Below are 13659 nucleotides of genomic sequence, written 5' to 3' on the forward strand. Positions count from 1 at the left end.
TAATAATTGTGAAAAGAATGCTAGTATTAGTATTTCTTAGAAATAAAAAAATATTACTGGAATTTTGAATTTCCAGTAATATAAATTACAAAACAAAATTATTACACAAATCTATAGACATTCTCTATGATATTCATACCTATATGTATAAAATATAGTAATTTTAATTAATTTACAATAATTTAAATATTTTTATATTAAAAAAATAATTTTTCCTAATTAAATATTAATAGAATCTAAGTAATTTAATCTAGATAAAGTGTTTAAAATATTTCTTCCTTCAAAAACTCCTTCAATAATACGTCTAGCTCTAAAGCTATCTCCTATATTCAATATTTCTACTTCGTCAGTGAAATGATTTTTTAATTCATCAAATATAGAATTGTTTGATTTCATACCTAAACAAACAAATCCATAATCAAAGTATAAATCTTTCTTCTCTCCATTTTCTAATTCTACATAGAAAGAGTTTTCTTTAACTTCTAATAGAGAAGTGTTTGTAAGTTTATTAACATTATGTTTTTTCATAGTAGAAGAAGTATCTGCTTTTGTAACTGGGTCAAGACCATTTCCAATAATAGTCATCTTTTCAACTACAGTAACTGATGCATTTCTCTTTGCAAAAAATTCCATTACATCTAGACCAACAGCTCCTCCGCCTATAATAATAACATTTTTCCCTAATAAATCTTCAGGATAGTCATTTATATTTTTAATCATATTGTTTATTGAGCTTACTTTGCTTCCATCCTTATCAACATAATCATGTAACCCTTTTATTGGAGGTAGTAAAGGAGTAGAACCTGTTGCATTAACAATGATATTTGGTTTTAAATTTTTTATAAAATCAATATCAGCTTCAGTGTTTTTGAATATAAATAAATTGTTTAGTTTATTTGTTCTATTAATTAAATAATTTGGGAAATCAGCTAATCTTTTTTTATCAGGAATTTTTGAAATATCAGTAGCTAATCCACCTAAGTGATCTTGTTTTTCTATTAAGAATGTAGTACAACCAACTTCACTAGCAGTACATGCAGCTTCCATACCTGCTGTTCCACCACCAATTACAACTACGTTACAAGGTTTTTTTGTTTTTGCATTTAAGTAATCTTCTCCTTCATTTACAGATGGATTGACTGTACATCTAATTGGTCTATTTAACATTATTCTATTGCCAGCGCAGCCTATATTACATGATATACATTTACGTAATTCATCTTCTCTATTAGTAGAAACTTTGTTTACCCATTCAGGATCGGCAATTAATCCACGTCCCATTCCGATTATATCAGCATGATTTTGAGATAATATTTCTTCAGCAACTTTAGGATCTCTTATATTACCCATTGATACACATGGTTTTTTAAACTTTTCTTTTATAGCTTTAGCCATATATGAACGCCATCCATCAGGGAAATAATTAGAATCTATTTGATATTGTATAGATGAATTTAATCCACAAGAAACGTCAAATGCATCAATGTCGTCATTTAAAAATTCTAGATATTTTAAAACATCATCTAAAGTATTACCACCTTCAACTAATTCATCTGCACTTATACGAAGGAATATTGGGAAGAACGGTCCAACATTTTTACGAACTTCATCTATTACCATTCTTGCAAATCTTGTACGATTTTCAATAGAACCACCAAATTCGTCAGTTCTATTATTTGTTGTTGGAGATAAGAATTGACTTATTAAATAAGAGTGACCAGCATGAATTTCTACACAGTCAAATCCAGCCATTTGAGCACGCTTTGCCGCTTCTCCATATTTTTTTGCTATAAATATAATTTCATCTTTAGTTAATGGCACAGGTATTTCACCTCCATCTTTTGATGGAATATTTGATGCAGATACTGGTTGCATATTTGTTCTTGAAGACATGGCAGATGCTCCGGCATGATTTATTTGTATACCTATGCAAGCACCTTGTTTATGAACTCTTTCACATAGTTTGTATAATCTAACTATATAACTATCTTGGTCTATGCGAAGTTGAGTAGTTCCGTTTGAACCTTGTGGTGAGTAAACACTGGCATTTTCCACCATTAAAAGTCCAGTACCACCTTTTGCTCTTTGCTCGTAGTAGTCTATGTGAAGAAAACTCATTTCTCCATTTTGTTCTCCATAGTTAGTTCCCATAGGGCACATCATTACACGATTTCTAAGTGTCATATGTTTTATTGTCAAAGGTGACAATAAATTTTTATATTTATTATTCATAACTAATAAACCTCCCCTTTATTTGAAATGTAGTTTAATATTTGACTATTTTTATTATTAAAAAAATAATTTCCTTGCAATTCAAATTTTAAATTATAAAGATTGATAAAACAAATTGATATTTTTATATAAAATAATAGAAAAAAACTATAGGTTATAGTAAAATTGGAGAAAGATTAAAATTATAAATAATATTTTAAAAATGAAGGTTATATAGGGAGAACGAGATGAATTTAAATCATTTGCAATATTTTGTAACATTAGCAAGGGAAGAGCATTATACTAATGCTGCACAAAAACTATCTATTACCCAACCTAGTCTAAGTAATGCAATATCATCTTTAGAAAAAGAGTTAGGAACATATTTATTTGAAAAAAAAGGAAGAAATGTTGTGTTGACTAAGTATGGTAAAGTATTTTTGGAATATGCAGAAAAAACACTAGAAATTTTAAATCAAGGAGTAAGAAAAGTAAAACTTCTGACTAGTGAAACTAGTGGAATAATAGATTTGGGGTATATATACACTTTTGGAACGAAAGACATATCCTTGCTAATAAATAGTTTTTTGGAAGAAAAGAAAGACAAGAACTTTAAATTTACATTTTCAGATGGTAATACATCACATATTATAAATGGTCTAAAAAATGAAGATTATGATGTGGGATTTTGTTCCAAAATAGAAAACGAAGATGATATAGAATTTACCAAGGTAAAAGAAGAGGAACTAGTATTAATTACACCGAAAAATCATCCTCTATCTAAATATAAAGAGATTGATTTAAAAGATACAATTGATTATAAATATATAGCTTTCAAAAAAAATAGTGGACTAAGACCATTTATAGATAATATGTTTATAGAAATAGGTGAAAAACAAAATATAATCTATGAAGTAGAAAAAGATGAGTCATTAGCAGGTTTAGTAGAGGGGAAATTTGGAATAGCAATTATTCCTAAAATACCTATATTAGATCATTTAGATGTAAATATTATAAAAATTAAAAATCCAAAATATAATAGAAATATTTACATGGCTAAACTAAAAAATAAATATTTATCTCCAGCTGTCAATGAATTTATAAAATTCGTTATTAATAAAACTAATTAAATTATAGAAAAAAACTATAAAAAGCCCTAAAAATATCAATTGGTACATTTTTATTTTTTTTAATATAATGAAATTAAGCAAAATTAATAATTAAAATTTTAACAATTTGAATATTTATTATATTATAAAAAGATAAGAAGGAGATTAGAGGAATGGAGAAAAGAATAACAGGACATACAGAATTAATAGGGCTAATGGCTTATCCAATAAGACATTCAAGTTCACCAGCGATGCACAATGAAGCATTTAGAAAATTAGGATATGATTATGCATACTTAGCTTTTGAGGTGGATAACGATTCCCTAGAAGATGCAGTAAAAGATCTTAGAGCTTTAAAATTAAGAGGATGCAATGTATCAATGCCAAATAAAACAGTAATACATAAATATTTAGATGAAATATCTCCAGCAGCTCAATTATGTGGAGCAGTAAATACTGTAGTAAATGAAAATGGAAAATTAATAGGACATATAACTGATGGTATAGGATTTATGCAATCGTTAAAAGAAAAAAATATTGATATTATAGGTAAAAAAATGACTATAGTAGGAGCTGGTGGAGCAGCTACCGCAATAGAAATACAAGCAGCTTTAGATGGAGTTAAAGAAATATCTATTTTTAATATAAAAGATAAATTTTGGGATAATGCACAAGAAACTGTTAAAAAAATAAATGAAAACACTTCATGTAAAGCAACTTTATATGATTTACAAGATTTAGACAAATTAAAAGAAGAAATAGAAGATAGTTTTATATTTGTAAATGCAACAGGTATGGGAATGAAGCCACTAGAAGGAAAAACTTATATACCAGATAAATCATTTTTCAGACCAGAGCTAATAGTGGCAGATGTTGTTTACTCACCAAGGGAAACAGAAATGCTAAAAATGGCTAAAGAAGTTGGTTGTAAGACTATGAATGGATTAGGAATGATGTTGTTCCAAGGTTCAGCAGCTTTTGAATTATGGACAGGAGAACCAATGCCAATAAATCATATGAAAGAATTTTTAGGGATATAGGTATATAGTTAGGTTTAATAATATGAGAGTTGTATAGATAGTTATACAACTCATTTATTTGGAGGATAAGATGAATACAGTAAAAATAAAAAATGTAGTACTTGGAGAAGGAAAACCAAAAATTTGTGTTCCAATAGTTGGTATTACAAAAGAAGATATATTAAATCAAGCAAGAGCTTTAGAAAATGTAGAAGTTGATGTAGTGGAATGGCGTATTGACTGGTTTGAAGGAGTATTCCAATTAGAAAAAGTAAAAGATGTTTTAGTTGATTTAAGAAAAGAATTAAAAGAGTTACCTTTATTATTTACTTTCCGTACATCAAAAGAAGGTGGAGAAAAATCCATAGAAAACAAAGAATATGCAAGCTTAAATAAAGCAGTGGCAGCTACAGGATTAGTGGATTTAGTAGATGTTGAGGTATTTACTGGTGATGATTATGTTAAGGAAATAATTAAATCAGCTCATGAGTCAGATGTTAAAGTAATAGCTTCAAATCATGACTTTGACAAAACACCATCAAAAGGTGATATAGTAAGTCGTTTAATAAAAATGCAAGATTTAGGTGCAGATATTCCTAAAATAGCTGTAATGCCTAAATGTAAATTAGATGTTTTAGAATTATTAGAAGCAACTGTAATAATGAGTGAACAATATGCTACTAGACCAATAATAACTATGTCTATGGCAGGTCAAGGTGCCATAAGTCGTTTATGTGGGGAAGTATTTGGTTCTTGTTTAACTTTTGGAGCAGTATCCAAAGCGTCAGCTCCAGGTCAAATAAATGTAGAAGAACTTAATAAAGTATTAAATATTATAAATAAAAGTTTATAATAAAAACATTATTATAATGAAAAGGGGCTTTTTATGATTTCAAAACCTATAGAAAATATTGATCAAAATATTGAGCAAAATAATGATAAAAATGATGTGAATAAATTAGCCAAAAACATGGGGATTGCTCTTGGTGCAGGATTAATTACAGGTTTATTATTACTTTTTTTGAGAGAATATTTAAACTCTCATGGTTATGAATCTGTCTGGACAGTAATAAATAATTTATTTTTTCAAGATATTAGTGTAGAAGAGGGTAAAAATGCAATAGGTATATTTTATATAATAGGACAACTATTTATAAATTGTCTACAGTTAATAATAGTGCCTATGATTTTTTCCTCAATAGCAATTGCAATGTGTCAAATTAGTGATACAAAAAAATTAGGTCGTATTTCAGGAAAAACTTTATTAGGATTTTTAGCTACTTCAATATGTGCTTTGATTGTTGCCGTAATATGTGGTTTTATTACTTATCACTTAGGATTATTTAATGTTTCTATATCAGGCGACGGTGCTAGTCAAGTTGCGTCTAGTGGAAATCCTTTAATGGTAATACTTGATGCTGTACCTAATAATATAGGAACTGTACTTATAACTAATGGTCGTGTTATAGCAGTAGTATTTTTGGGTGTTGTAATGGGGCTTTGTATTAATAAACTAGAAGATGAAATACTAATTATAAAAAAATTATTTATTGATTTGAACAATGTAATAACTGTATTTTTAAATTATGTAATATATAATTTTGGTCCTATAGCTGTTTTTGTTTTAATATCAAGAACTTTTGCAGTATATGGAGTAGAACATCTTAGACCTGCTTTTGCATATCTTGCAACAGTTACTATAGCGGCATCTATATGTTTAGTATTTTTATATAGTTCATTTATTTATATAACAACAGGTTTAAATCCAATAATATTTATAAAAAAAATAACAAAAGTTGCTCTTTTGGCTGTTTCTGCAGCTTCTTCTGCGGCTGCTCTTTCTCTAAACTTAAAAACTACTACAGAAGAGCTTGGTGTTAGTGATGATATTGCATCTTTTGTTTTGCCTTTGGGAATGACAATAAATATGAATGGTACAGCTATAATGCAAGTGGTTGGTGCTGTATTTATAGCTGCCAGTGCTTAACATTAGGAAATATGCTTTTAATTGCTATTTTAGCTCTTATAGCATCAGTAGGTACTCCATCTGCACCTGGTTCATCAATGATAGTATTATTTACAGTAATATCAGGAATGGGATATAATAACGATGCTACACTTATAGCATATGCTTTATTATTGGCTATTAATAGACCTATGGATATGTATACTACTTCTCTAAATGTAATTGGAGATGCAGCAACAGCATTAGTAGTATCTAAATCAGAAGGAACCTTAGATATTGAAAAATATAATTCTTAATATAAAAAGATATGTTGAAAATTTTTTGTATAAATTTTCAACATATCTTTTTTAATTACTATAAAACTATATTTAATTTAAATGTCTATAAAAGCTTTGTATAAAGCATTAATATTATATTTGGCTTTTACTGTAGTTAGTTATTACAAAGTTTTTAAACTCCCTAACGGCTGGTGATAAATAAGAGTCTTTTAGATTAGCGATATAGAAATTTCTCTCCCAACTTGGATAGTTTATATCTAAAGATTTAACATCTAGGAAATTTAGTATGTTCATATATGGTACTATTGCAATACCAAAATTTTTAGCTACTAATCCAGCAATTACTTGATCCTCTTCAACTTCGTAAGAAATAGAAGGTTTTTCATTTATTTTTTTAAATAAGTTATCAATAATAGGTCGAAGACCACTTTTTTCATTAAAAATTATTTGAGGATATGTAATAGTTTCTCTTAAGTTCACAGAGTCTTTACTTGCTAATGGATGGTCAAGTGAAACTATTAAAACTAGTTTTTGATTAGCCACAGGTGTAAAATCAATATTTGCTTCTTTTTCTATTTTGGAACAAAATGCTATATCATAATTTCTGTTTTTTAACCCTTCAATAATATCTGAGGTAGTGGATGCTGTATTGAAATTAAATTTTATGTCTTTATTAGTATTTTCATCTAAAAAATTTTGGCATACTTTTGGAATAAATTCTGTTCCTAAAGCTCTCAAAAATCCTAAGTCAATTTTTCCTTTACCCATACCTACATTTTTTAACTCTTTGACACTTGAGTCTAGTATATCTAAAGATTTTTCTACACTATTTAAGAATGTCTTGCCATATTTAGTTAAAACCACATTTCTACCTTCTTTTTCAAACAAACGAATTCCAAGTTCTTCTTCTAATAAAGAAATAGCATTACTTAAACTAGGTTGAGTAATAGACAATTGCTGAGCCGCCTTGGTGTAATGCTCTAAGTGAGCTAAAGTAACAAAGTAACGTAAATGATATAAATTCAATATTAACTCTCCTTTTTATAATAATATAAATATTTATTTTAATTCATTAATTGTAAACAGTTAAATATATGGACACAAGTAAAAGTGAATTTTCTTAAATTAAATATACTAAAAACTATATATAAAATCAATGAATTGATAGAATATTATCAATTGGTTATTATAAAAATCCTATGATAATATATAAATATAGTCATCTAGATGAATGCAAGAAAACGGTTTTCGAAAACATACATTATTCTTTAAATAACTTATAGGCTATAAGAAAAAACAAATAACTAATAACTATATTAGTTCTAAATTTTAGGGGGGAATACAAATGTCAAAAAAACATCCTATTACTGTAAGTTCATGGACACTTGGGGATAAGTGTAAATTTGAAAAACGTGTTATAGCTGCTAAAGAAGCTGGATATGAAGGAATTGGACTTAGAGCTGAAATATATGTTGATGCTTTAAATGAAGGACTTCATGATGATGATATACTAGCAATTTTAGAAAAACATGATATGAAGGTTACTGAAGTTGAGTATATAGTTCAATGGGCTGAGGAAAACAGATCATATGAACAAAAATATAAAGAGCAAATGTGTTTTCACATGTGTGAATTATTCGGAGTAAAACAAATAAACTGTGGTCTTATGGAAAACTATTCGATAGAATATACAGCACAAAAGCTTAAAGAACTTTGCCATAGAGCAGGAAAATATATAATTGGAGTAGAACCAATGCCATACAGTGGACTTCCAAATCTTGAAAAAGCTTGGAAAGTTGTTGAAAAATCCGAATGTGACAATGCCATGATAATATTAGATACATGGCACTGGGTAAGAGCAAATCAACCATATGAAGGTGTAATTGATATGATACCAGCAGAAAAAATCGTATCTGTTCAAATAAATGATGTTCAAGCAAGACCGTATGCTAAAGAAGTATTAAGAGATGAGTCGATGCATGATAGAGTAGCTCCAGGAGTTGGATATGGAGATACAGTTGGATTTTGTAAGATGTTAAGAGAAAAAGGCATTAAACCAAATGTAGTAGGTGTAGAAGTAATATGCGATGAGTATGTTGAAAAAGGTGTAGATTTTGCAGCTAAATATACATATGAAAATGCAATGAAAGTTTTAAAAGAAGCTTGGCCTGAAATGATAGAAGAAATAGATGCAGAATTGGCTTAGACATAATGTTTTAAATATTAACTGCATGTCTACTAAATAAGAGGCATGCAGTTAAAAGTAAAAATTACTATAAGATAAATTTACCTAGTAGAAAAATAATAATTTTAAAATTTTAATTTGAATAGAAATATTAATTATTATATAAAAGAACTATTTGATTTTGAAAACAATATAAAACGTATTGGTTTTATTTGAAATATAAAACTTAATAAAAATAAACCAAATAAATTTTATTAAAAAATATATACAAAAAGGATGGAGAATTATGAGATATAAATCAATGTTTCAACCTATACAAATAGGTCCCATAACAGTGCCTAACCGTTTTGTTGTACCACCAATGGGGAATAATTTTGCAAATACTGATGGTACATTAAGTGAAAAATCTAAAAACTACTATGAAGCAAGAGCTAAAGGTGGATTTGGATTAATAACAATAGAGTCAACTGTTGTTTACAATAAATCAAAAGGTGGGCCTAGAAAACCTTGTTTATTTAGTGACGATTCCATAGAAAGTTTTAAAACTGTAATAGATGCATGTCATGAACATGGGGCAAAGGTTTCTGTACAATTACAACATGCTGGACCAGAAGTTAATGCTAAAATAGCTGGACATAATCCAATAGCAGCTTCTCCTATTCCAACTAAACAAGGACACATAATTCCTGATGAAGTTTCAACAGAAGAATTATATCAAATAATAGAAGCTTATGGGGATGCAGCTCTTCGTGCTAAAAAAGCAGGAATAGATGTAGTAGAGCTTCACTGTGCCCATGGTTACTTAGTAAGTTCATTCATATCACCAAGAACTAATAAACGTGTTGATGAGTTCGGTGGATGTTTTGAAAATAGAATGAGACTTCCTCGTCTTATATTAGAAAATATACGTAAGAAAACTGAAGGAACGATAGCTATATTATGCAGAATAAATGCTTCTGATGATAAATTAGGAGGAGTAAGTGCAGAAGATTCTACAGCTATAGCAGCTTATTTAGCTGAAGAATGTAAGGTAGATGGATTACATGTATCACGCGCTACTCACTTAAATGATGAATTTATGTGGGCTCCTACTACAGTTCATGGTGGATTTAGTGCTGATTTAGTAGCAAAAATAAAACAAGCTGTTAATATTCCAGTAATAACAGTTGGTCGTTATACTGAACCTCAATTTGCTGAGATAATGGTTAATCAAGGTAAAGCTGACTTAGTAGCATTTGGTCGTCAAAGTATAGCTGACCCAGAACTTCCGAATAAATCCAAAGAAGGAAAATTAGAATTAATGACTCCATGTATAGCATGTTTACAAGGTTGTGTACCTAATATGTTCCAAGGAAAACCACTAACATGCCTAAGTAATCCATTAGTTGGTCGTGAAGATGAATTAAGACCAGCTAAAGAGATTAAAAATATTTTAGTTGTTGGTGGTGGAGTTGGAGGAATGGAAGCTGCTTGGGTTGCAGCTACTAGAGGTCACAAAGTTACATTAATTGAAAAAACAAATACACTAGGTGGACAAATGAGACTTGCTGCTTACCCACCAGGCAAAGGAGATTTGACTAATTTAGTTCGTAATTTAATAGCTAAATGTGAGTTATATGGAGTTGAAATTAAACTAAATACAGAAGTTACAATAGATTTAATAAAGGAAATCAACCCAGATAGTGCAATTATTGCAACAGGAGCTACTCCATTAGTTCTTCCTATACCAGGTATAAATGAGACAGGAATCATACATGCAATAAACTTATTAGATGGTAAAGAATCATGTGGTAAAAAGGTTTTAGTTGTAGGAGGAGGATTAGTTGGTGCAGAAACTGCAGCATTCCTTGGAGAACAAGAACATGATGTTACAGTAATAGAAATGAGAGATTCAGTAGCAGCTGATGTTGCAGCTGAGCATAGAAAATATCTAATGAAAGATTTTGATGAATATAAAATAAAAACAATAACTGGAGCAAAAGTTTCTCAATTTGTAGAAGGTGGAGTTAACTACGCACTAGAGGATGGAATTGAACATGAAGCTCATGGATTTGATTCAGTAGTACTTGCTATGGGTTCTAGAAATTACGATCCACTTAGTGAAAATGTTAAAGAAATAGTAAAAGATACTTTTGTAATTGGAGACGCAGTTAAAGCTAGAAGAGCTTTAAACGCTACAGTTGAAGCTTTAGATGTGGCTTTAAGTATATAGTCTAGATTAAAAAATTATTATCTCTGTTGTTTAAATTTACAACAGAGATAATAAATAATAAAAATTAGGGGGAAAACAAATGGAAATATCAGGAAAGACAGGGTTATTAGGGTTAATAGGATCACCAGTGGCACATTCAGGATCACCAGCAATGTACAATTATAGTTTTGAGTTATTAGACATGGACTATAAATATTTAGCATTTGATATAAAAATGGACAAGGTAGAAAATGCCATATCTGCTATTAAAACATTTAATATGAAAGGTGCAAATGTAACAATGCCATGTAAAAGTGCTGTATGCGACTATATGGATGAACTATCACCAGCAGCACGTATAATAGGCGCTTGCAATACTATTGTTAATGATAATGGAAAGCTTACAGGACATATTACAGATGGACAAGGATACGTTAGAAATTTAAAAGAAAATGGTGTTGAAGTAAAAGGTAAAAAATTAACTATAATGGGAGCTGGTGGAGCTGCTACAGCTATTCAAGTACAGTGTGCTCTAGATGGTGCTAGAGAAATATCTATATTTAACAAGAAGGATGATTTCTTTGAAAGAGCTGAAAAAACTGTAGAAGATATAAAGAAAGAAGTTCCAACGTGTATAGTTAATTTATACGATTTAGATGACACTGAAAAATTATATGATGAAATAGCAAATAGCGATATATTAACAAATGCAACTTTAGTTGGTATGAAACCTTATGAAAATGATACAAACATTTTAGATACTAGTGTATTTAGAAAAGACTTAGTAGTTACAGAGGTGGTTTATAACCCTATAAAAACAAAAATGATTTTAGATGCAAAGGATAAGGGATGTAAAGTTATTGATGGTAAGGGAATGTTGTTATACCAAGGAGTAGAAGCATTTAAACTATTTACAGGAAAAGATATGCCAGTAAAAGAAGTAAAAGCAAAATATTTTGCAGATTAGTAAGTAAATTAAATTTTTTATGCAATTATAAGTTAAGAAATTAACGAAGAAGAATAAATTATAAAAATATGTAGGAGGATTGTATTATGAATAATACAACGCAGATTAATTACAAAAAGTTTTACCCGACAGCAGTAGCCCTTTATTTTACTTATTTTATACATGGAATAGGTGCATCAATAATAGGTCAATATAAGCAAAACCTTGCAGCGCAATGGGGAGCTGAAAAATTAGCAGATGGAACTTTTGATGTAAGTATGGTAATAGCAGTTATTGCGGCATTAGGTCTTGGTCGTTTAATATCACTTCCTTTTTCTGGTCCAATATCAGATAAGTTTGGTAGAAAAGTAAGTGGACTTATAGGTATAATTTGTTATGTATTGTATCTTGGAGGTATAGCTTTTTCACCAAGTATGACAATAGGATATATGTTTGCCATAGTAGGAGGTATAGCTAACTCATTCTTAGATACTTGTGTTTCACCTTCATGTATGGAAATATTCCCTAAAAATGGTTCTATAGCAAATATGTTTACTAAGTTCTCAATATCAGTAGCTCAGTTTTTATTACCATTTATGATAGGATTTGTAGTAACATCAGCATTACCATTTAAAACAATATTCCTTGTAGCAGCAGCTGCAATAGCAATAGATGGTTTATTAATAGTATTTCTTCCATTCCCTCTAAAAAATAGTGGAAATCAAGAAGCTAAATCAAATGAGCCAGTTAAAAAAGAAAAAATGAAATTTACACCAGTCAGTATAGCATTAATATCTATAGGATTTACTTGTTCTTCAACTTTCATGATATGGTTAAACTGTAATCAAGAGTTAGGGAAATTATATGGAGTATTAGATCCATCAAAAATACAATCATTATATGCAGCAGGAACTGTATGTGCAATATTAATGTCAACAGTATTAATTAAAAAAGGTATTAAGCCAGTTAAAATATTAATATTATATCCAGCAGTAGCTACAATAATGTTAATAGCTATATATTTCGTAAAAAATCCAACAATAGTTCTTGTAGGAGGATTTGTTTTAGGTTATTCAGCAGCAGGTGGGGTATTACAATTATGTGTATCAACTGCAAATGAAATGTTCCCAAATGATAAAGGTAAGATAACATCTATAGTTATGATAGCTTCAAGTATAGCTAACTACACAGTATTAAATCTAGCAAGTTACTTAACTAAAGTTGGTGGAACACAACAAGGACCACTTAATGTTATATTACTTAACATAGTTGTTACTTTCATAGGTGTATTACTTGCACTTTATGTAAACAAAGAATATAAAAAACAACAAATAGCATAAAATAAGGGGTTGAATACATGATAGTCATATTAGCTAAGAATTACGTAAAAAGTAGTCAAGTAGACAGATTTATAAAATATGCTGAAAAATTAGTTAAAGAAACTAGAAAAGAAAAAGGCTGTATATCATATGATTTATGCCAAGATTTAAATGATAAAAATATATTCGTATTTGTAGAAAAATATGAAAATAAAGAAGCTATAGAGAGACATAATAAAAGTGAGCATTTTACAACGATAGTTCCTAAATTAAAAGACTTAAAGGAAAAGGAATCAGAAGTAAGCAAATATGAAACAATGTATAAGATTTATTAGTTATATATATAATGTAGGAAAAAGGTCACCTTTAAATTAAGTTGACCTTTTTGTCATTGTGTATTTATTTTATTAAAAGACTAATTGTTGAAAAAAAGTA

10 protein-coding genes and 1 pseudogene are annotated in these 13659 nt (G+C 29.1%); 9 read left to right on the forward strand and 2 right to left on the reverse strand.

Annotated features, from left to right (window positions below; translation table 11 throughout):
* Positions 1 to 219 precede the first annotated feature (219 nt).
* Positions 220 to 2232, reverse strand: a complete 2013-nt coding sequence (locus K0040_RS15950) for an NAD(P)/FAD-dependent oxidoreductase (RefSeq protein ID WP_228109749.1) — start codon at positions 2230 to 2232, stop codon at positions 220 to 222.
* 227 nt (positions 2233 to 2459) lie between these two features.
* Between K0040_RS15950 and K0040_RS15955 the strand changes: the two genes are divergently transcribed.
* The 4 genes and pseudogenes from K0040_RS15955 (at position 2460) to K0040_RS15970 (ending at position 6601) form a co-directional block, all read left to right on the forward strand.
* Positions 2460 to 3341 (forward strand): LysR family transcriptional regulator, encoded by an 882-nt coding sequence (locus K0040_RS15955; RefSeq protein WP_228109750.1) that lies wholly within the window; start codon positions 2460 to 2462, stop codon positions 3339 to 3341.
* A gap of 152 nt (positions 3342 to 3493) precedes the next feature.
* Positions 3494 to 4360, forward strand: coding sequence for a shikimate dehydrogenase (locus tag K0040_RS15960; protein ID WP_228109751.1), 867 nt, complete (start codon positions 3494 to 3496; stop codon positions 4358 to 4360).
* Positions 4361 to 4430: 70 nt separating this feature from the next.
* The gene (aroD, locus tag K0040_RS15965) at positions 4431 to 5192 is read left to right on the forward strand and encodes a type I 3-dehydroquinate dehydratase (protein WP_228109752.1); all 762 of its coding nucleotides are present in this window, start codon (positions 4431 to 4433) and stop codon (positions 5190 to 5192) included.
* Positions 5193 to 5309: 117 nt separating this feature from the next.
* Positions 5310 to 6601 (forward strand): annotated as a pseudogene (locus K0040_RS15970) (dicarboxylate/amino acid:cation symporter).
* 114 nt (positions 6602 to 6715) lie between these two features.
* Here K0040_RS15970 and K0040_RS15975 read toward each other — a convergent pair.
* A complete protein-coding gene (locus K0040_RS15975) occupies positions 6716 to 7609 on the reverse strand; it encodes a LysR family transcriptional regulator (protein ID WP_228109753.1) in 894 nt (297 codons plus the stop codon).
* 319 nt (positions 7610 to 7928) lie between these two features.
* Here K0040_RS15975 and K0040_RS15980 point away from each other — a divergent pair, with 319 nt between their 5' ends.
* From K0040_RS15980 to K0040_RS16000, 5 genes are all read left to right on the forward strand, one after another.
* On the forward strand, positions 7929 to 8789 hold the full coding sequence (locus tag K0040_RS15980) for a sugar phosphate isomerase/epimerase family protein (RefSeq protein ID WP_228109754.1): 861 nt from the start codon (positions 7929 to 7931) through the stop codon (positions 8787 to 8789).
* A 265-nt stretch (positions 8790 to 9054) separates the two neighbouring features.
* Positions 9055 to 10980, forward strand: a complete 1926-nt coding sequence (locus K0040_RS15985) for an oxidoreductase (protein ID WP_228109755.1) — start codon at positions 9055 to 9057, stop codon at positions 10978 to 10980.
* A gap of 79 nt (positions 10981 to 11059) precedes the next feature.
* The gene (aroE, locus tag K0040_RS15990) at positions 11060 to 11926 is read left to right on the forward strand and encodes a shikimate dehydrogenase (RefSeq protein ID WP_228109756.1); all 867 of its coding nucleotides are present in this window, start codon (positions 11060 to 11062) and stop codon (positions 11924 to 11926) included.
* Between the two features lie 86 nt (positions 11927 to 12012).
* Entirely contained in the window at positions 12013 to 13245 is a 1233-nt protein-coding gene (locus K0040_RS15995) for an MFS transporter (RefSeq protein ID WP_265588917.1), read from the forward strand.
* Positions 13246 to 13262: 17 nt separating this feature from the next.
* A complete protein-coding gene (locus tag K0040_RS16000; protein WP_228109757.1) occupies positions 13263 to 13559 on the forward strand; it encodes a putative quinol monooxygenase in 297 nt (98 codons plus the stop codon).
* The last annotated feature ends 100 nt before the right edge of the window (positions 13560 to 13659 follow it).

Origin of the sequence: Terrisporobacter petrolearius, from assembly GCF_020748185.1 — a bacterium.
Taxonomy (GTDB): domain Bacteria; phylum Bacillota; class Clostridia; order Peptostreptococcales; family Peptostreptococcaceae; genus Terrisporobacter; species Terrisporobacter petrolearius.